We start from the raw sequence: 21,378 nt of genomic DNA, 5'->3' as shown, positions 1-21,378 counted from the left end.
GATAAAATAAAATCTGATTACAGGTCGGTAATTGAATCTATTCCTTCAGGCATAGGGAGATAAAATCGAATTGGCCGAACCGAACCGTCTTTCTTGAGCTGGCGTTCGACTTTCTTTTTTATCAATACACTGTGTTCAATGAAAATATCATCCTCCACAATTGAACCAAAAAGATAGCTTGTCCCTTTAATTAAAACATTCTTGCCAATGCGCAGCGGAAAGTCGTCGCTTCCGGTCATATTTACGCTGGATTCGATTCTTGAGCCATCTCCGATCTCGATATTGCCTTTGATGATGTCTCCCCAAAGAATTTCTACATTGTTACCAATCTTGAAAGTTTGATGAGAAAAAGTTGAAAGTAAAACATTCTCCCACACTTTCACGTTCTTTCCGAAATGAACATTCCCATCTACATGAACATTTTTTTTCAGCTCTACACCAACGTTCAGTTTTACCCCATGACCGATATGAGCACCTTTTCCGATTTTAATATCAAGCGGAGTTCCGTTTTTATCTAATTGAATTATTTCTTCAATAACTTCTTCGCAGATGAAAAAATCTTCTGGATCGTCAATCTCAATTATATCTTTTAGCTTTTCATACGCTCGCTCACGGGCAATAGCATCCATTTCTTTCAATACACTTTTTACGTTGAATCCCATAACGACAGATTGGTCTTCCGGCGAAACGGCGTGCACAGTCAATCCATTTTTATTGAAGATGGAGATCATATCTGTAATATAAATTTCCTGCTGAACGTTATCGCTTTTTAGCTCGACTAAATATTTTTTCAATTCGTGCGATTTGAATGCATAAACTCCTGCGTTGAATTCATTATTCGTCAGCAGTTCATCTTTTGTGAAGGAATAAGTTTTGCCCTTGAATTCAACGATGTATGGTTTATCCTCTGCAAGGTTTAAAATATCTTTGTGTTCAATAATTTCAATTACGCTTCCGAAATCTTTGCCTGAATTTTTCTTGTTCACATCTTTTTCCGGAACACGGATAATTCTTCCGTAGTAGTTTTTCTTATAATCGCCTTCATAAATTCCTGTCATTACCATCATATCGGCGGAAGATTCTTCAAAACTTTTTTTGAATTTAGCAACCGCTTCGGAAGTTATCAGTCCCATATCGCCAGGAAAAATAAAAATTGTTCCATCAAAACCATTTTGACCGAGCGGCTCCATTCCGATTCTTACAGCATGGCCTGTACCATTTTGTTCCTTTTGATAAGCAAACACAGTTCTGACTTTTTCCCCGACTACAGAGGCAACATCTTCAGCTTTTATTCCAACTACAACAACTATGTTCGGATTGTCAAGCCCGTGCTCACAAGCTTGATATACTCTTACGACAGTTGGTTTTCCCCAAATGTTGTGAAGCATTTTCGATACATTTGATTTGATCCTCTTTCCATGTCCTGCTGTAAGAATGATGGCAGCTTCTTTAGAGGTTGTATCGACCGAACTGCTCAAGTCGTTTAGTATTGAGATTACTTCTTTAGGATTAACTTTTTCTTCCATTGCATTTCCGATTTGTAGGCAAATATATAAATGGAATCAGTAAGATGGAAATTGGAATTTGAGAATGCAGCTTAATGACAATTTCATTAAAAGGGGTTAAAGATGGCCTTATTTCTATTAGTGTTTAATAGTCAAGAGTTCTTTATTTTTGAGGTAGATAATTCAGAGATTAGAATGATTTCCTATTTTTTGTTTTGGAGGAATAAATGTTGAAGATAATTTTTGCTTTATGTTTAGTGGTTTTTAATCAATCAGCTTATTCTAATGGCTCATCCTTCAGCAGTTCTTATTCTCTCTCAGAAGAAGATTCACTTTCTCGAGTTAGATTTTTTGTGGGTGGGGTAAGATCACATCAAGAGGATTTTAAAAGTGAACTTTATCCTTTTTTAAATTTTAACTACCGTACTATTGGGGATTATTGGCTGCAGGAACCAGTTTCAGTCAGATGGTTTATGGAAGGGGGCGTAAATTTTTTAGCATTTTTTCTACCATCTGCATATGCAAAATTAGGTCCTGAGATAAAACTTATGAACAACTTCTATTTATTTAGCAGCTTGGGATTGTTCTTTGGTTATTTTTTCTCACCCTTTATAGTTCCATTCGGAGGTACAGGGTTCAATTATGTTTACCCAATTTCAAAATCAATTTCTCTTGAAATGGAAACAGGAATTCATCTACCGATAATTTTTGTGAGCGAGCTTTTTTTATTCCCCTATATCACAATTGGAATTGCATTTAACTGAATAAATTCAAGTCAATATCAATTGGATCAGTTTAGCTTTCTTTTAACTTCTTCAAGTTCTTATTATTTTGTAATCAAAAATTTTAGGAATCATGCAAAGAATTACTGTCTTCATACCGTACACTAACTCACCCGAATCAAATGATTTAATCAAGACTTTTTTATACGAACCGATGGTTGAGAAAATCGTTCTGCTTTCTGAAAAAGATCATAAAAATGGTTACGACACAATTGTAACCAGATCAATTTCATCATCCGATACGATAAACAGTGTCATTAAAAAGGTTAACACGGACTATTTCATCTTCGTCAATAAACAAACCAAAATTGAGTTAAATCAATTTGCAGTTGAAAGATTTTTAGATTTCGCAAAATCTTATGATGCTTCATTAGTCTATTCTGATTTTTATGAAATAAAAAGTGATTTGAGAGAAGAGCATCCAGTACAGGATTATCAGCTCGGAAGTATCCGCGATGGATTTGATTTCGGGGCGATACTTTTGTTTTCTACAAAAAAAATAAGAAGTGCATTAAAAAAACATGGAAGTCTTGGCAAATTTAATTTTGCCGGCTTGTATGATCTAAGATTAAAACTTTCATCCGAAACTCTTACCAGCAAGAACTCTTATCCAATAATCCGAATACCGGAGTTTCTATATACACTCGTCGAAACGGATGTTCGAAAATCTGGGGAGAAGCTTTTTGATTATGTTGATCCAAAGAATTGGCAAGTTCAATTAGAAATGGAAAATGCCGCAACAAAATTCTTGCAATCAATAAAAGCTTTTCTTAAACCAAAATTTCAAAAAGTTCCAAAGGAATCGTTCGATTATCCGGTTGAAGCAAGTGTCATAATTCCGGTTCGCAATCGAGTCAATACAATAGAAAACGCAATTGAAAGCGTGGTCAATCAAAAAACATATTTCAGCTTCAATTGTATTGTTGTTGATAATCATTCAACCGATGGAACAACCGAAAAGCTGAAACAACTTGCAGAAAAGTTTTCAAATTTAATCCACATCATTCCGCAAAGAAAAGATTTGGGAATCGGCGGCTGCTGGAACGAAGCAATTATCTCGCAATTCTGTGGCAAGTATTCAGTGCAGCTCGACTCTGACGATCTTTACTCGAATGAAAAGACTCTGCAGAAAATTGTTGATGCGTTCAATGATGACGAGTTTGCTGCTGTTATTGGAACTTATCAAATGGTTAATTTTGATTTGAAAGAAATTCCGCCAGGCGTAATCGATCATAAAGAATGGACGAGAAACAACGGTCGTAATAATGCACTGCGAATTAATGGACTTGGCGCGCCGAGGGCTTATCGTACATCAATTCTGCGCGAAGTAAGATTTCCGAACGTGAGTTATGGCGAAGATTATGCTGTCTGTTTAGAAATCTCACGTAAATATGAAATTGGAAGGATCTACGAACCGATTTATCTCTGCAGAAGATGGGAAGGAAATACAGATTCGCAGTTATCTATCACTGCACAAAACAAGCACAATCATTATAAAGATACAATCCGTACGAAAGAGATATTAGCGAGAATTAAATTTAATACATAACCCTAATAGGTCACGGATTATCATGATTGATCATGATTTTCTTAAAAATCTGTGGTCAATTTATAAAAGTAATGCAGCAAAAAATTATTTCAATTCACGAGCTTAGAAAATATAATCCAAATTTAAACGAATCAGACTTTGCGGATTTAATGTTTGCTGCATTTCTTCATCAAAAAGAAAACTGGGGAATGCTAAGCGAAGGATGGAAAGGATTTCATTCAAGCAAGTATCGTCACTACAAATTTGATTGGTGCGGTTCAAATGAATCCGGGAGTAAGGATCATTTTGAAATTAAGACACAATATAATCCGACAAGATTCATTAGTTCATCGGCGAAAGTTGACAGGGAGACAATCAAAAATAGAAAATGTTTTTTGTGCATAAACAATCTTCCTAAAGAACAAAAAGGGATTATATTTGAAGCGCAATTAATTGTTCTTTGCAATCCTGCACCTATATTCAACGAGCACTTCACAATTTCTCACATTGAACACAAGCCGCAGTTAATCTTAAATAATATAGACTTAATGATGAGATTAACGAAAGCTGTTGATGGCGATTATTCAATTTTTTACAATGGACCAAAATGCGGTGCTTCTGCGCCTGATCACTTCCATTTTCAAGCGTGTCCTGCCAATGAACTGATAGCAGAAAATGATGTTCTGAATCACGAAGAAAATTTCAAAACGATTTATTCGAGTGAGGAATATTCAATTGCTGCTTCGGAAAATTATCTTCGGAATGTAATAATCGTAAAATCAAAATCAATTGATTCAATCGTAAAATTATTTCAGTCTATTTATAAGATATTACAGGAAATCACCGAGACGAGTGACGAACCGATGATGAATCTGCTCTCATTCTTTGAAGACGAAGTGTTTTATTTAATTATTTTTCCAAGAGAAAAACATCGCCCTGAAGTTTATTTTACTGAAGGTGAAGAGCGCATGCTCGTTAGTCCAGGATTGGTTGACATGGCAGGAATGCTCGTCACTCCTTTGCAAAAAGATTTTGAAAGAATGAATGTCGAGTTGATTGAGAAAATTTATGGAGAGGTTACGTTGAAGCAAGATAAATTCAACAAGATTATCGACCTTTTACAAACAAAAAATTTGTAAAAAGGTTCTTTGAGTGTAAATTGAATTAACAGATAATTATACTTAACTTGAGCAAGCAATAATCGATGAAGCAGCTATGAGAAAAGTAATCCAATTTCATATATTTAAAGGAGAGCAACAGTATGTTGCAGAAGGATTGAACGTTCCAATTGTAACACAGGGTAAATCACTCGATGAACTTGTGAACAATATCAAAGAAACAGTTCAATTATTTCTGGAAGATGAGAATTTAGAGAATTATGATCTCGTTGCTCAGCCTGCAATTATTGCAAATATGGAATTAGATTCTTTAATTTATGCCTAAACTGAAAAGCCTTTCCGGAAAAGACCTTATAAAAATATTTAAGTTTTTTGGATTTTCTGTAAGGAGTCAAAAAGGTAGTCACGTAAAAATCGTTAGAGTTCTTGAAACCGGCATTGAACAAACTTTAATTATCCCAAATCATATTGATATTGATAAAGGAACAATTTAAGCCATCTTAAGGCAGTCGACAAAATATATTCCAGAAAATGAATTAGAGTCTCACTTTTATACAAATTAGCTTCACCGGTTATTTTATCAGAAATAGGTATCAAAAAATAAATCCGATCTAAAAATGAAAACATTAATTTTAACTTTATTAATTTTGTCCTTTACCGCTCTGTTTTCCAAGCCAGAAAGTCTTTTAGTCCCAATTCCAAAGCCGCAGATAGTTTTGAAGTCAGAGGGGCAATTTGTTTTTAATAAAGACACAAAACTTTTCTTCGAACAATTTTCAGATCGAGCGGAATTTTTCAGAGAAGAACTGCAAGTAGAAATTCTAGAAAAATTCAACATTCGATCTGGCCCTAACCTAAGCGAAAAAAAACCAGCAAAGAACTTCATTTACTTTGGTTCACTGACAGTCAACGAAAATGCTTGGCAATTCAAGGAAGCAATTCGTGAAAACAGTCTTCTTGAAAAAGAAGAAGCATATATTCTTTCAATTGAAAAAGATAGAATCGCAATTTTAGCGAATAATTCTAAAGGAGCATTTTATGGTTTGATGTCTTTATTTCAGATGCTTCAAAAAAATGAAAACGGAAAAGTTATTATTGAGTGTGCAACAATAATTGATTACCCAGCAATTCCGATGAGAGGAATATCCGACGACTTTGCACGCGGGCAGGTTTCAACGCTTTGCAATTTTAAAAAAATAATTCGTTCCCTTTCGCAATATAAAATGAATGTATATCAACCATACTTTGAGGATGCAATTGAATTAAAAAGCTATCCAGATATTGGTATCGGCAGAGGAAGATTGACGCAAAGTGAAATTAAAGAACTCGTTGCATACGGACAAAAATACTTTGTGGAGATCATTCCCATTTTTCAGACGCTTGGGCATTGGGAGAATTTATTGATTCAGCCGAATTATTATCAGCTTGCAGATTTTCCAGGCGCAGCATCGTTAGATGTTACAAATGAGAAAACTTATGAGTTCATTGAAAATTGTGTTAGAGAACTTTCAAAACTATTTCCATCAAAATATTTTCATGCAGGTTTGGATGAATCGTGGGACGTTGGTTTTGGCAATAGTAAATCAATCACCGAAAAAATTGGAATTGCAGCGGTACATGCGAATCACTATAAAAGAGTGAACGAAATAATAAAGAAATACGGTAAGACAATGATGATGTACGGCGACATCATCCACAATCACCCGGAAATTTTCGATATGATGCCGAAAGATATTATCGTCGTCGATTGGCGCTATGGAACGCAAGACTATGAACCGTACGTCAAAAAATATAAAGAATATGGGACCCCGTTTTATTGTTCTCCATCCGTTTCAAATTATAATCGAATCTTCCCATACATGGAAAATTCAATTCTAAATATTCGTGACTTCACAAAAATTTCGTACGATTATGGAACGATTGGATTTATAAATTCTAATTGGGGAGATAATGGAGGAGAAAACTTTAGAGAGTTCAATTGGTTTGGTTATGCATTTGGAGCAGAGTGTTCATGGAATCCACTTAATGTTGATGTTGAGAAATTTAGAGCGAAGTTTTTCAAAGACTTTTTCGGCGGAGAGGAAAATGTTTTAACTGCAATCTTCAGAATGCTTTCGGATTTTGGACTTTCGATCCATATTTATGAACTGTGGCGTCATCCATTTCTCGAACCGAAAGCAAATCCTCTTGATCAATCTATGTCGTTGAAAGTACGTGCGGAATCAACAAAGTCGAGAGCACTTTCAATTCTGAATTTGTTAGATAATTATTCGAATAAAGATTTGAGAAACTTTGATAACATTCGACTCATGAAATTCGCGGCAAAGCAAGCTTATTGGTTTGGAGATAAACTTTTGTACTCGATTAAAATTAAAAACTTTATTGATTCCAAAAGTGGTTTCTTGGCGAAGGAAGAAAGAAAAGAAATTTCTAACCTCTGCAATGATATGATTTTGAGATTAAAAGAATTGAAAAAAGAATTTAGGCAATTATGGCTGCTCACGAATCGAGAAGACAATCTAAATTTAATTGAAAAGGAAAAATACGATCGACAAATTTCATATTGGGAGGAAATGAAATCGGAGCTAAACCAAGAAATTGTTTCTTACGATGCGAGATTAAAAAGCCCATGGATATATCATCCCGATGCAAATCCAGGCGCGAAAGATCTACCACATGTTTCGGATGCTGTTTTTGAAAAAGAAGTAATTATAAAAGATAAAATCACTTCTGCAATGATTCATTTAATGGCAGATTCATATGCAGAGCTATATGTAAACGATAAACTTGTCGGAGATGTTAGAGGCAGGCGAACGCTTTCGCTTTGGGTTGAAAGTCAGAGGGCAAAATTTTTTAATATAAAAGATTATCTTAAAGCCGGAGTCAATAAAATTCGCATCAAAGCAAAAAATTTTGGTAAGAATGTTTCTGCTGGTATTAATGTTCAGATTGATCTGCAATCAACTGTATCTCAATTTAGATTTTACAGTGATGAATCGTGGCAAGTAACCAAAGATGGTGTCAATTATTTCGAGGCAAATACAATACCCAATTTTTTCACAGCTATAGAACCAAACTTTGATTCTTTTCGAACAAGCTGGCTAGAGAGATAATTTATGAAATTAAATTGGAAATTTAATTTTTGTAATTAAAGTAATCATTAATAATTGGAGGACAGTATGTCATTTTTTCGATCAATAATTGTGTTCATAATAATTTTCACCATTTCGTCGAGTGTATATTCTCAAGACGAGAAAAAGCCAGAGTACAGCTGGAAAAAAGCTGTGATCGGAAACTTAAATTTGACCCAAGCAGCATTTGAAAATTGGGCTGCCGGCGGGGAGAATACTCTTGCTTGGCAGTTAAACTTCAATACTAATTTTACATTAGATGAAGAAAAATTCAATTGGGCAAATAAGGGGAAGTTCACATTTGGGCAAACCAAAGTCGGTGATCAAGATACCCGAAAATCTGATGACGAAATAAATTTAGAAAGTGTATTAATATATAAACTTGGTATTTATGTGAATCCATTTGCTTCGGTAAGTTTTGTATCGCAGTTTGCAAAAGGATATAATTATAAAGATACTGCAACTCCGGCAATTTCAAATTTCATGGACCCTGGATATGTGACTCTTAGCGCGGGAATTGGATACTCGCCTGGAGATTATCTCAAGACTCGTTTCGGCGGCGCCATGAAAATCACAACCACAAAAGATTTTCCTACTCCGTATGCAGACGATCCAAAAACTCCGACAATCGAAAAAACAAGGACAGAGTGGGGCTTAACATCGGTGACTGATTATCAAAGGAAGATTCATGATAATATCATCTATTCGTCGAAGCTTGAAATGTTCTCAAATTTAAAAGCTATAAATGAAGTTGATGTTCGGTGGGATAATCTTTTCTCTGCTAAAGTTACAGAATATATAGCCGTTGGATTGAACATACAGTTGTTTTATGACAAAGATCTATCGGTTAAAAGACAGCTTAAAGAAGCTTTAACTCTGGGAATTACATATTCCATTTTATAGATAATGGAGTGTTAACCATGAGGGTGACGAGTTGTTAATAGGTGCCACCTTCAAGGTTGAAATATGAGTTATGAAAAAGCGAGCTCCTAGAAATAGAACAATTAACTTAGCGGATGAAGAAATCGCGATTTATAAAAAAAAACTCATTCAGATTTCCAATAAAATTACAGCGCTTGAGATTGAAAATAAAATCATCAATCAAGATTTATTTAAAGTTCTGGACTTACTTCCTGAAAAATTCGTAGACCTTTTATTCATCGATCCGCCGTATAACCTCAAAAAAAAATTTAACGAAACAAGCTTTGAAAAGCTTGCGCTCGAAGAGTATCAACATTGGTTTGAATCTTGGTTCTCAAAAATAATCAGGACATTGAAACCGACCGCATCGGTTTATATTTGCGGGGATTGGCGATCTTCGACACCTATCCAAATCATCGTAGAAAAATATATGAAAGTTAGAAATAGAATTACTTGGGAAAGAGAAAAAGGACGCGGCGCAAAAACAAATTGGAAAAATAATTCGGAAGACATCTGGTTTTGTACGGTCTCTGATAAGTATACTTTCAACATTGAGGATGTTAAGCAAAAAAGAAAAGTCATTGCTCCATATACTGACGAAAATGGAACTCCAAAAGACTGGGAACGAAAAGGCGATAAGAGCTATCGTTTAACTTATCCTTCAAATATTTGGACGGATATATCAATTCCATTTTGGTCAATGCCTGAGAATACAGATCATCCAACTCAAAAGCCGGAAAAACTACTAGCAAAAATAATTCTTGCGAGTTCAAATCCTGGAGATTTTATATTTGATCCGTTTGCCGGCGTTGGAACAACATGTGTCGTTGCAAAAAAATTAGGAAGAAAATATTCTGGGATTGAAATAGATAATAATTACTGCAGTCTTTCGGAAAAACGACTCGCGATCGCAGAAAATGATAAATCCATTCAAGGTTATTTCGATGGAGTCTTTTGGGAAAGAAATACGTTGAATGAACAAAAATTTTCAAGATCCCAAATAACTAATTCAAATAATTCAAACTTATTTGAAGAATAATTGAGTAGATATCATTATGGTTATCTCTAAAATCTCAAAACACAAGTTCCAAATGCAAATAAATTCCAAATTCAATGAACTAAATTTCAAACGAATACTTTTTTTATTTTGTTTTGTCCACCACGTCGGATTGAATTTTGGTTGTTGAGAATTATTTGAGATTTATTTTTTGTTACTTGAAGTTTTTAGAAGTCACCTTATATAAATTATCAGTTACTGTACAGTTCCATCTCAACTAATTCACAAATAATATGCTCAATGGTAAGATGTCCTTCCTGAATTCGTTGAATGTTTTGCGACGGGACTTTGATAATTAAATCACAAATATTTGACATCTTTCCCCCGGTCTCTCCCGTCAATCCAATCACAAAAATGTTTTTACTTTTTGCTTTGTCTATTGCCTTTAAAATGTTTGGCGAATTACCACTTGTTGAAATAGCTAATAAAACATCGCCGCTGTTTCCCAAACCCTCAACATTTCTTGCGAGAACATTTTCGTAACCAATATCGTTACCACCTGCTGTCAAATTTGAAGAATCTGTCGTAAGTGCAATCGCAGGTAAAGCCGGCCGTTGAATATGATGGCTCAATCTTATCATTAATTCAGTTGCAATGTGCTGGCAGTCCGCGGCACTTCCTCCATTACCGATAAGTAAAAGTTTGTTACCGCGCTTATACATTGCTGTAATTTCGTCCACTGCTTTTAATATTTCATTTTGGCAATTTTTTAGGATTTCTTTTTTAAGGTTGGAACTTTCTAATAAAGATTCCTCAATAAATTTTTGTTTATTCATTCAAACCTCGATTAACGGATTTAGATTAATATGAACAGCGTCTGCAAATTCTTTCAGTTGCGAATGATTGCTTTTATCATCAAAATGATTACCGATCACAATTATCTTTCCGCCAGCTTCAACTTTTTTTCTTGCCATTCTTGGGTTCCGAATTCCTCCGCCAACAATAATTGGGAGGGAACAGATTTTTGAAACGGCAAAAATCATTTCTTCGGGAACAGAATGTTCGGCTCCGCTTCCAGCTTCAAGATAAATTAATTTCATCCCAAGATATTCAGCGGCAATTGCATGTGCGGCGGCAATTTCAGGCTTATGACGGGGAATCGGTTTGCTTCCACTCATAAATTCCGCAGTGGTGGTTTTACCGGATTCAATCAACATATAGCCGGTTGATATCGGCTCGATTCCAATTCTTTTTATCAATGGCGCCGCGAGAACATGTTTTCCGATTAAATTCTCCGGATTTCTTCCGCTTATAATTGATAAAAATAAAATTGCATCAGCATATTGTGAAACTTGTTCAACACCGCCTGGAAAAATTATGACAGGCAGCTTGGTTATCATTTTTAATTGTTTAAGGTAAGAATCAAAATCACCCGACATCATTAAACTTCCGCCGACTAAAAACCCATCCACGTTTGATCCTTCACACGTAGTTATGAATTGTTTTAACTCTTCGGTTGAAGATTTATCGGGATCAATTAGAATGTATAGAAGAGCTCCTTTTGTTTCTATTTCAGCTAAAATTTTTTGATAAAGCATATTGCCTCAATTAAGCTTTTTCTACAACAACTGCTGTTCCGTAAGCTAACACTTCTGTTACACCCGACATAACTTCGTTTGCATCGTATCGAAATCCGATAATTGCATTCGCTCCAATTTCCTCTGCATGTGTTATCATCAACTCGTATGAATCTTTTCTTGTTTTTTCACACAGCTCAGTGAATAAAGTAATATTGCCGCCAAAAATTGTTTGCAGCCCTGCACCGATTGTACCAAAAATAGAACGTGAACGTACAATTATTCCTCGTACTACGCCGAGATTCTTTTTAATCCGATAACCTTCAAGAGAGAATGCGGTTGTAATTAAATTATGATCCATTTATGAAACTCCTAATAATATTTTCAACATTGGATAAGGCAGAATCTATTTTAGAGATGTCTTTTCCACCTGCAGTAGCGAGATGTGGTCTCCCACCACCTCCTCCTCCGACTAGCTTTGCAAGCTCGCCAACGATTTTTCCTGCACTTAGTTTTTTTTCTTTGATTAAATCATCTGTTACAACACAAACAAAAGTGGCTTTTTCATCAAAGTTTGATGCTAGAACTCCAACTCCGCGTTTTATTTTCTCGCGAAGAATATCACCGAGATTTTTCAATTGTTCGATATCATTTACAGCAACAAGTCCGGTAACTATTGCTAAGTCATCGACTTCATTTTTATTTACAATAAAGGAATCCAGTTTAGAAAAATTTTCAACTAATTTTAGCCGTGAAATTTCTTTTTCAAGAGATTTCATTTCATCAATTAGCTGTTCGTATTTATTGCTCCATTCATCAATGACATCGATCTGAGAGTTTATGTACCTTTCAACACCTTCGCCTGTCACAGCTTCAATTCTTCGTATTCCGCTGGAGATACTTGATTCAGAAATAATTTTCAGCAGTCCTATTTCAGAAGTATTCATTATGTGCGTACCGCCGCAGAATTCCATTGTGAAATCTCCGAATTGTACAACATTAACTTTATCGCCGTACTTATCACCAAAGAACATCAAAGCTCCCATTTTCTTAGCCTGCTCGAATGGAATATCGCGGTGATGCTGCAGCTGAAGAGATTCACGAATCTTATGGTTTATTAATTGTCCAATTGCTTTAAGATCTTCTTTAGAAACTTTCTTAAAATGTGTGAAGTCGAATCGTAATTTATCAGGATCAACTAGCGAACCGGCTTGTTTTACATGCGATCCTAAAATTTCCCTCAAAGTTTTGTGAAGCAAATGTGTTGCGGAATGATTTCGCATAATTGATTTACGTCGAATCACATCAACCTTGGCGTCGACAATATTTCCTTCGAGATTTTTTTTTGGAGTATCTATTTTATGATATATGACTTCGCCGTCTCTCTGAGTATCGGTTACATTTATGATTTCATTGTTCAAAATTAATCTGCCAGTATCTCCAATTTGACCGCCAGCTTCAGCATAGAATGGAGTTCTATCGAGGACAACAAATTCTTCGGCGGCAGCAAGGACAGAAGATTTTGACTCAAATGAATCGTAGCCGATAAATTCGCTTGATTCAATACTCTTATCCCCAGAAGAAAACTTTAAGAAAGCAGGAGCTGTGCTGAACTTACCTGCTTCGCGCGATCTTTCCCGCTGCTGATTCATAAGGATTTCGAATTTATTTTTGTCAACAAACAGATTAATCTCACGAGCCATTAATTCTGTTAAATCAAAAGGGAATCCATAAGTGTCGTAAAGTTTAAATACATCTTCACTGTGGATTTCAGTCTTTTTTTCTTTTTTAAGTTTCTTTACGATTGAATCGAAAATTTCAAGTCCGCGATCTAAAGTTTCACCAAAAGACTCCTCTTCTCCTTTAATGATTTCTTCAAGCTGCTTTTGATGAGATTTGATTTCCGGAAAAATTTCTCCCATTGTTTGTGCAAGTGTCGGAACAAGCTTATGAAGTATTGGCTCGTGCAGATCTAGTTTCCTTGCAAAGCGAGAAGCTCTTCGGAGGATTCTTCTTAAAACATATCCGCGTCCTTCATTCGATGGCACCGCTCCATCTGCAATTGCAAATGTTAAGGTACGGATGTGATCTGCAATCACTCGCATTGCAATTTGATTTTGTTCACCTTCGTAATTCTTTCCCGAAAACTCTTCAATTTTTTTTATTATTGGAGTGAAAATATCAGTATCGTAATTTGAATTTTTCCCTTGAAGCACCGCAACGAGCCGTTCGAATCCCATTCCCGTATCAACATGTTTTTCCTTAAGTGGTTCAAGTTCCCCATCAGATTTTCGGTTATACTGAATGAAAACTAAATTCCAGATCTCGATACATTCGGGAACGCCTTTATTCACCAAGCTTGCATCGTCAATGTTATCAGAAAGATTAATATGAATTTCAGAACATGGACCGCACGGACCGGTTTCACCCATTTCCCAAAAATTATCTTTTTCACCAAACCGGAGAATGTGTTTTGGATTGATGTCGGTCAAGGTTTCCCAGCAATTAAAAGCTTCATCGTCTGTTTTGTAAACAGTTGCGTATAGTCTTTCTTTAGGGAGCTTCCAAATTTCGGTCAGTAATTCCCACGCCCATTGAATAGCTTCTTTTTTGTAATAGTCGCCGAACGACCAATTTCCCAGCATTTCAAAAAAAGTGTGATGGTAAGTATCAAATCCAACTTCTTCAAGGTCGTTATGCTTTCCGGAGACACGGATACATTTTTGAGTATCCGCGGCACGCTTATATTCGCGAATGCCGTTTCCGAGAAAAACGTCTTTGAATTGATTCATTCCGGCGTTTGTAAAAAGTAAAGTCGGATCGTCATAAGGAACAACAGGTGCGCTTGCAACAATTCGATGGTCTTTATTCTCAAAAAATTCAAAAAATTGATTTCTTATCTCATTTGAAGTCATAAATTAAAAATACTTAAATCCATAGCAATTGAATATTAATTTTGGTTCAAATATAAGTTTAACATAAGTCTTATACAATTTAATGGATTTGGACTATTTTGTGTAGAAAAGGGATTTATCTCAATGCGATAAAATTATTTCGTCTTGTTACCTTGATTTTATATATATCCCAAATTAACTTGAAAATAAAAAGTGGTTTTTAACTTTTCGTAAATGACATTTCTTAATCCCTTTGTACTTCTCGGGCTTCTTGCCGCATCGATACCGATAATTATCCATCTTTTGAATTTAAGAAAGCTGAAAGTTATCGAATTCAGCACGCTTCAATTTCTAAAGGAGATGCAGAAAAATAAGATGAGAAAGATCAAACTCAAGCAGCTTATTCTGCTCGCGCTGAGAGTCGCTGCAATCATCTTTTTAGTTCTTGCTTTTTCGAGGCCTGCGATAAAAAATGTGTCATTGGCCGGATTTGGATCGCAGGTTAAATCGACATTTATAATTCTGCTCGACAATACTCCAAGTATGTCGCTTTCCGATAAAAGGGGAGAATACATTCTACAGGCAAAAAGAGCGGCTAAAGATTTATTGAATTTAACCGAAGAGGGGGACGAAATCTATTTCTTGAAATTTTCTGAAATACAGTCTACAAATGAAGTGTATTCTCCGGTCTCGACCAGTCTCGCAGAAAAAATGATCGATGAAACAGAGGTGTCATACATTTCAAATGATTATGAAACTACACTGATAGCAGCTTCGAAGATTATCGAATCTTCAAAAAATTTCTCCAAAGAAATATTTTTAGTAAGTGATCTTCAGAGAAATAATTTAAAAGAAAATCCAGTGGTGCTTTCAAATGTTCTCGATCAAAGATCTAAAATTTATTTTATTAACATAGGTTTGAACAAGCACATTAATTATTCAATTGACTCGGTCGGAACGAACGATAAAATTTTCGAGATGAACAGAGCCGTGAATTTCTCCGCAGCGGTCAGCAATCATAGTCAATCGAGCGTAAATGATTTAAGTACGAGCATTTATTTCGGCAAATCGAAAGTCGCACAAAAAGGGATTGATATTCCATCACAAGAGACACGAATTGCAGAATTTAACGGGCGATCGGAAAAATCAGGCTTCATCGATGTTCGAATGGAAATTGAAGACGATGAGTTGCTTCAGGACAACATTCGATTCGCAAACTTTTTCATTCCGGAAAAAATAAAGGTGCTTCTTGTTTCGGATAATCCTTCAGAATCGATTTTTTTGAAACTTGCACTTGAACAAACAATAGAAGATGCAACGTCACTTCTGGTGGAAATTACTCAAGTCACTCCTGATCTAATTAATTCACATAATTTAGAAAAATTTAATTCCGTAATTATTTATGGAGTAAATGGACTGCAGGATATTTCAAAGCTGAGGGAGTATGTTGTAAATGGAGGAAGATTAATTACCTTTCCAAGCTTAAACACGAATTCAATTTCGTTTAATAGATTCAGTGCAGAATTTGAATTTTCTGATATGCTGGGAACGACGGGCAGATTGAATAATGGTGATTCTTATTTGAAGTTCGGCGAAATCGATTATGCTCATCCTTTAATGCAAAACATTTTTCAAAAATCAGGATCAGCCAATGTGGAATCTCCCAAGGTATTTTTTTCCTTTAATTATAAAGCTGGACTGAAAGATAAATCGATAATTGATCTTCAAAATGGATATTCTTTCTTAATTGAACATAATTACCAATCAGGCAAGATATTTCTTTTTACTTCCTCTTTGAGTCCATCGTGGAGTGATTTCGCAGTAAAAGGAATTTTTGTTCCCCTTATAAATAGACTCATACTTTATTCAGCTTCAACTGAAAGTGTGAATGAAGATTTTCAAGTCGGAAAAAATTTTTCGATAATCTTCAATCGAAGGATCGGAAAGCAGATCAAGCTAGTATTTCCAGATGGAAGAGAAAAAATAGTTGAAACGAGTTTAAGAGGAAATAGTACAGTAATTGATTTCGGCGCTGTCGATATTCCGGGAAATTTTTTTCTGTACGATGGAGAAAATATTCTAAGAATAATCTCAGTGAATATTGATATAAAAGAGTCCAATCTTGATAAAGCTGCCGAGAGTGAGCTAGGTGATTTCATCAACAAAGCCGCGCCGGAGGCAAAAACAAAAATTTTTAACATTTCGGACAATATTACGGAGTCGATTGAGCAAGAAAGATTTGGAACTGAGTTGTGGAAATTATTTTTGATATTAGCATTGCTTTGCCTTGTTGCGGAAATGATAATTGCTAGAACTGCAAAGAGCGAAGTAATAGCAGTCAGTGAATAATGTATGATGGAGAATGGATAATGGAAGATGTAAAATGTTAAATGGAAGAAGGAGAAAGCGGCGAGTGTATTATATGATTAAGCTTTCCGCTGAAGGACAATAAATTGCTCGAGATTAGGTCAAATCAATTAGAAAAAGTCGTTCTTGTCGGTGCAATTTTACCGGGAACATCCCGCGCAACTGTTCATGAGCATCTCGATGAATTGCATTTGCTCTGCACAACAGCAGGCGCAGAGATTGAAAAAGTTTTTATACAAGATGTCGGCCGTCCGAATGCGGCATATTTGATTGGTAAAGGAAAAGCAGAAGAAATTGCTCTCTACGCTCAGGAAAATAAAATCAGTGCAATAATTTTTGATGATGAATTAAGTGCTGTTCAAGTTCGAAACATGGAGAATCTATCTAAATGCAAAGTGCTTGACCGAAGTGCGATTATATTAGATATTTTTGCATCTCATGCAAAAACACGAGAAGCAAAAACCCAAGTCGAGTTAGCACAATACGAATATTTTCTTCCTCGTTTGACGCGGCAATGGACGCACTTATCAAAACAATACGGCGGAATCGGGACAAAAGGACCAGGCGAAACGCAGATTGAAACTGATAGAAGAATTATCAAAACAAAAATCTCATCATTAAAACAAAAACTCGATGAAATAGATATCCAGCGCGATACACAAAGAAAACAACGTACTGATATTTTCAAGGTTGTACTGGTTGGCTATACGAATGTCGGCAAATCTACTTTGCTTAATCTATTGTCGGATGCGGATGTTTTAGTGGAAGATAAACTGTTTGCCACACTCGATTCAACTACACGGACAGTTCGGACAAAATCCGGTTCAACTTTCTTGCTTTCAGATACTGTGGGATTTATCAGAAAGCTTCCGCCTAACTTAATCGCATCATTCAGAAGTACGCTGAGAGAAATCGTTGACGCTGATCTAATTCTGCATGTAGTTGATTCCAGTCATCATAACTTTCAGGAGCAGATAAATGTCGTCAATGAAACTCTTGAAGAAATTCATGCCGATAAAAATAAAGTTCAGATTGTGTTTAACAAAATCGATTTACTGGATGATACATCTCAAATAAATAAATTAAATAATTTATATCCTGGTTGTGTTTTCGTTTCTGCAGAAAGGGGAGTGAACATTACTCAGCTTTTTGAAAAGATCGAAAGTTCGATGAACAGTAATATAGTTAAAGGAGATGTTGAGATAGATTTCACACAATCAAGGGTGCTTTCTTCGATTCACGATTTAAGCGAGAACGTCGAAACAAAATATTTTGAAGATAAAATAGCCGTTTCCTTCACAGCGAAACAAGTAAACTATAAAAAGATATTAAAGTTAATTTCAAAGGTTTGATCAGCTGTCAAATCTTTTTAAAGTACATTTAACTAAATTTTTTTGGAGAAAGAATGTCAATTATTTTAACAGGTTCAGCATTAACAGCAGAAAAACTTGTAAGCATCGCAAGACTTGGCGAGAAAGTTGAGCTACACAGCGATGCATTAAATAGAATAAAAGTCTGCCGCGCAATGCTCGAAGAAAAAATTGCCGCACGCGAAATTATGTACGGCGTTAATACAGGTATTGGAGAATTTTCTGAAATTGTTCTCACTGATGAACAAGTCAAAGATTTTCAAAAGTATCTTATATACAATCATGCGGCGGGAATTGGAGATCCTACCCCTATCGAATACGTTCGCGGTGCAATGGCTGGAAGAATTAATGTTCATGCAAAAGGACACTCAGGCTGCCGCCCGGAAATTACATTTACTCTCGTCGAGATGTTAAACAAAGGCGTGACGCCAGTTGTTTGCCAAAAAGGTTCTGTCGGTGCATGCGGCGATTTGGCTCCAATGTCACAAATCGCATTATTGATGATGGGAGAAGGAGAGGCGTTTTACAAAGGTGAAAGACTCATAGGCAAAGCTGCTTTTGAAAAAGCGGGAATAAAAATTCCAGGACTTCAAGCTCGCGATGGACTTGCAGTGATCAACGGGTCAAATCTTCTGACAGCAATGAGTGCAATCCATTTGTATGATATAAATCGCTGGTTGAAGCAAGCAGAAATTTCAGCGGCAATGACGCTCGAAGCATTAATGGCGAACTTAAAACCATACGATTTGCGACTGCATCAACTGCGTGGATTTTCCGGTGCAGTTAGAAGTGCAAATGCAATTATGAAATGTATCAATGGAAGCGATCTCCAAACAGGAAAGATAAAAACAAAAGTCCAGGATGCTTACTCCATGCGTTCAACTCCACAAGTGATTGGAGCGGCTCACGATGCAGTCCGCTGGGCAAAAGAGCAAGTAGAAACTGAACTGAATGGAGTTGGCGATAATCCCATTTTCCTGCCTGATGATAGGCTGACTTTAACCGGAGCGAATTTTCAAGGAACACCTGTTTCGCTTCCGATGGATTCTGTCGGTGCTGCGGTTACAATGGTAAGCGTTCTTTCGGAAAGAAGATTAAATCGATTGCTCAATCCTGCATTGAGCGTCGGGCTTCCAGAATTTCTCACAAAAGGTGCGGGAATGTTTTCTGGATTGATGCTGAGCCAGTACACTGCCGACAGCTTGATAGTTGAACAAAGAATTTTATCAGCACCTGCGTCGATTCAATCGATTCCGGCTGCTGCGGATCAAGAAGATTTTGTTTCGATGGGAATGAACACAGCAATTAAAAATGGACAAATCCTCGATAATGCTTATGGAGTTTTAGGAATAGAGTTTATGGCTGCAGCACAAGCACTTGATTTCCGAGAGTTCAAACATGGTGATGGAGTTGAAACTGCCCGAAAAGTGATCCGAAAGCATGTTGAACATTTGGACGTTGACCGACCGCTTTATCCCGATCATACAAAAATGAAGCAAGTCGTTAAGTCATGCGAAATTCTTGATGCTGTCGAAAAGTCAGTTGGAAGTTTGGGGTAATTAATTACCAAAATAAAAAACCCGACTTTTTAAGCTGCAGATGAATTAGAAAAGTCGGTTTTTTAGATCAGAAATTTGAGATCACACGTAAAAGATTCCATCCCGACAAATCGGGATGGAATCTTTGAACAAGCGGCTCATCCATTAATAATAGAATTACTTCACAATCATCATCTTTTTTATAGCGGAATAATTTCCTGCATTAAGCTTGTAAATATAAATCCCACTCGAAAGTTTTGAAGCATCATAATTAATTTCATAAGCACCGGCATCCTTCTGTTCATTGACTAGCGAAACGACTTCTCTCCCAAGAACGTCATAAACTTTGAGAGTTACATGACTCGCTGCTGGAAGCTGATAGCTTATAACTGTACTCGGATTAAAGGGATTCGGATAATTTTGCATCAAAGTAAATTCAGTCGGTAAAGATATTTCAGCTTCAACTTCATTACTGTAGGTAAAAGAGCCATCGGTATCAATCATTTTTAAGCGATAAAAATATTTGCCGCTTCCAAGCTTTTTATCATTAAAAGAATAATTTTTAGGTGAATTACTGTTGCCGTGTGCATTAATAGATGCTATCTTTTCCCACTCCTTTTTTTGTTCATCTTTACCCTTAACTTTATATCTTTCAATTTCGAAATGATTGGACATTATCTCAGTTTTTGTCTCCCAGTTTAGAATTACATCACGACCTTTAACCTCAACATAAAAAGCTGATAGCTGAATAGGAAGGGGCGAATTAACATCAGTAAGGGCGAATTGTGAAAATGAAGTTAGACCAGTTAAAGTAACGGTTTTATTAGATGTATTTACAACAGCGTTAGAATATGGTGTCCACACGCCTCCGTCTCTTTTGGCAATAATTATATCATTTTCCGAGCCGATTGTACCTATCACCGCCGGCGTATAGTGCAATGTAATATCGTAAGTAAAACCCGTTCCGCCGGTTCCATTTATATCCCAATACGCATTGCTGTAGTTTCCGGTTAAGGGAGGAGGAGGATTAGTACCCGGATAATACTTAACATCTACTTCATTTGGAACAGTGCCGGTTTCACCCCAATCTATTGATACAAGTGTATTTCCTGCATAAGTATAGGTGGTTGTTGTATTAGGTACTGGGACACCGGAGGCGTTGGAAGTTGGCGGAGATACATTAGGAGTGAATTCATAAGCACCAATATCTGTTGCCCCATCTGAAACAGAAGTGCTTCTTGGATTGTCGTCATAATCAGAATTGATTGATGAAATTGGAATGCCTTTTCCATTTAAAGTCCAGCAATTTGAATTATTAACGTCGGGTTTCAAGTTATTTTGTGAAATAAACCCGGGGTCTCCTGAAACTGATGAGCCATCCTGTCCGGTTGCTGAACGCCAGTCAGCGAGTGTAGTTCTGTTAGAAGAACGATATCCTAATATATATTGCGGACCTGAACCATAATAATTGTTATTATTTATTGTATTTATTGAACCTCTGGTATAGATTGAATAAGATATATTTGGCGAAGTAGTTTTATTAATTGAATTAACAAAAACGTTATTCCTAATGTCTAGAGTGGAATAAGTGCTTTGATCGTTATATAGAGCTGCAGAATATGATGTATCAGTTCCATAATCTATCGTTCC

The 21,378-nt window shown here is 36.1% G+C and carries 16 protein-coding genes and 1 pseudogene; 11 read left to right on the top strand and 6 right to left on the bottom strand.

Annotated elements, in window-relative coordinates:
- Positions 1 to 17 precede the first annotated feature (17 nt).
- Complete coding sequence (locus FJ213_08200) at positions 18 to 1,526, bottom strand: multidrug transporter (protein ID MBM4176139.1); 1,509 nt, start codon at positions 1,524 to 1,526, stop codon at positions 18 to 20.
- Positions 1,527 to 1,732: 206 nt separating this feature from the next.
- On the opposite strand from FJ213_08200, the gene FJ213_08195 reads away from it, so the two are divergent.
- From FJ213_08195 to FJ213_08160, 8 genes and pseudogenes are all read left to right on the top strand, one after another.
- Positions 1,733 to 2,269 (top strand): hypothetical protein, encoded by a 537-nt coding sequence (locus FJ213_08195; protein ID MBM4176138.1) that lies wholly within the window; start codon positions 1,733 to 1,735, stop codon positions 2,267 to 2,269.
- A 91-nt stretch (positions 2,270 to 2,360) separates the two neighbouring features.
- Complete coding sequence (locus tag FJ213_08190) at positions 2,361 to 3,836, top strand: glycosyltransferase family 2 protein (GenBank protein ID MBM4176137.1); 1,476 nt, start codon at positions 2,361 to 2,363, stop codon at positions 3,834 to 3,836.
- 32 nt (positions 3,837 to 3,868) lie between these two features.
- Positions 3,869 to 4,954: a DUF4922 domain-containing protein gene (locus tag FJ213_08185; protein ID MBM4176136.1), complete on the top strand. Its 1,086-nt coding sequence runs from the start codon at positions 3,869 to 3,871 to the stop codon at positions 4,952 to 4,954.
- A 76-nt stretch (positions 4,955 to 5,030) separates the two neighbouring features.
- Positions 5,031 to 5,258: a type II toxin-antitoxin system HicB family antitoxin gene (locus FJ213_08180; protein ID MBM4176135.1), complete on the top strand. Its 228-nt coding sequence runs from the start codon at positions 5,031 to 5,033 to the stop codon at positions 5,256 to 5,258.
- Positions 5,251 to 5,496: pseudogene (locus FJ213_08175) on the top strand (type II toxin-antitoxin system HicA family toxin). The gene FJ213_08180 and the pseudogene FJ213_08175 overlap by 8 nt, the downstream one beginning before the upstream one ends.
- A 54-nt stretch (positions 5,497 to 5,550) precedes the next feature.
- A complete protein-coding gene (locus FJ213_08170) occupies positions 5,551 to 8,046 on the top strand; it encodes a hypothetical protein (protein ID MBM4176134.1) in 2,496 nt (831 codons plus the stop codon).
- A 66-nt stretch (positions 8,047 to 8,112) separates the two neighbouring features.
- Complete coding sequence (locus FJ213_08165; GenBank protein ID MBM4176133.1) at positions 8,113 to 8,967, top strand: DUF3078 domain-containing protein; 855 nt, start codon at positions 8,113 to 8,115, stop codon at positions 8,965 to 8,967.
- A 70-nt stretch (positions 8,968 to 9,037) separates the two neighbouring features.
- Positions 9,038 to 10,024: a site-specific DNA-methyltransferase gene (locus tag FJ213_08160; GenBank protein ID MBM4176132.1), complete on the top strand. Its 987-nt coding sequence runs from the start codon at positions 9,038 to 9,040 to the stop codon at positions 10,022 to 10,024.
- Positions 10,025 to 10,233: 209 nt separating this feature from the next.
- On the opposite strand, the gene FJ213_08155 is transcribed toward FJ213_08160, so the two are convergent.
- From FJ213_08155 to alaS, 4 genes are read right to left on the bottom strand one after another with little or no spacing between them, the layout of a single operon-like run.
- A complete protein-coding gene (locus tag FJ213_08155; GenBank protein ID MBM4176131.1) occupies positions 10,234 to 10,818 on the bottom strand; it encodes an SIS domain-containing protein in 585 nt (194 codons plus the stop codon).
- Positions 10,819 to 11,580: a geranylgeranylglyceryl/heptaprenylglyceryl phosphate synthase gene (locus tag FJ213_08150; GenBank protein MBM4176130.1), complete on the bottom strand. Its 762-nt coding sequence runs from the start codon at positions 11,578 to 11,580 to the stop codon at positions 10,819 to 10,821.
- A gap of 10 nt (positions 11,581 to 11,590) precedes the next feature.
- Complete coding sequence (locus FJ213_08145; GenBank protein MBM4176129.1) at positions 11,591 to 11,920, bottom strand: YbjQ family protein; 330 nt, start codon at positions 11,918 to 11,920, stop codon at positions 11,591 to 11,593.
- Positions 11,910 to 14,474 (bottom strand): alanine--tRNA ligase, encoded by a 2,565-nt coding sequence (gene alaS / locus FJ213_08140; GenBank protein MBM4176128.1) that lies wholly within the window; start codon positions 14,472 to 14,474, stop codon positions 11,910 to 11,912. Before alaS ends, FJ213_08145 begins: the two co-directional genes overlap by 11 nt.
- 213 nt (positions 14,475 to 14,687) lie before the next feature.
- Here alaS and FJ213_08135 point away from each other — a divergent pair, with 213 nt between their 5' ends.
- The 3 genes from FJ213_08135 to FJ213_08125 all read left to right on the top strand — a co-directional run bounded on the left by FJ213_08135 (position 14,688) and on the right by FJ213_08125 (position 19,749).
- A complete protein-coding gene (locus tag FJ213_08135; protein ID MBM4176127.1) occupies positions 14,688 to 16,802 on the top strand; it encodes a hypothetical protein in 2,115 nt (704 codons plus the stop codon).
- 104 nt (positions 16,803 to 16,906) lie between these two features.
- Entirely contained in the window at positions 16,907 to 18,172 is a 1,266-nt protein-coding gene (gene hflX / locus FJ213_08130) for a GTPase HflX (GenBank protein ID MBM4176126.1), read from the top strand.
- A gap of 53 nt (positions 18,173 to 18,225) precedes the next feature.
- A complete protein-coding gene (locus tag FJ213_08125; GenBank protein ID MBM4176125.1) occupies positions 18,226 to 19,749 on the top strand; it encodes an aromatic amino acid lyase in 1,524 nt (507 codons plus the stop codon).
- 156 nt (positions 19,750 to 19,905) lie between these two features.
- Here the strand turns inward: FJ213_08125 and FJ213_08120 are convergent.
- On the bottom strand, positions 19,906 to 21,378 hold a 1,473-nt coding region (locus FJ213_08120), incomplete at its 5' end, for a T9SS type A sorting domain-containing protein (protein ID MBM4176124.1).

This window comes from Ignavibacteria bacterium (genome assembly GCA_016873845.1).
Taxonomy (GTDB): Bacteria; Bacteroidota; Ignavibacteria; order Ch128b; family Ch128b; genus JAHJVF01.
Note: the sequence above shows the minus strand (reverse complement) of the source record. Positions and strands in the feature narration are given on the sequence as shown.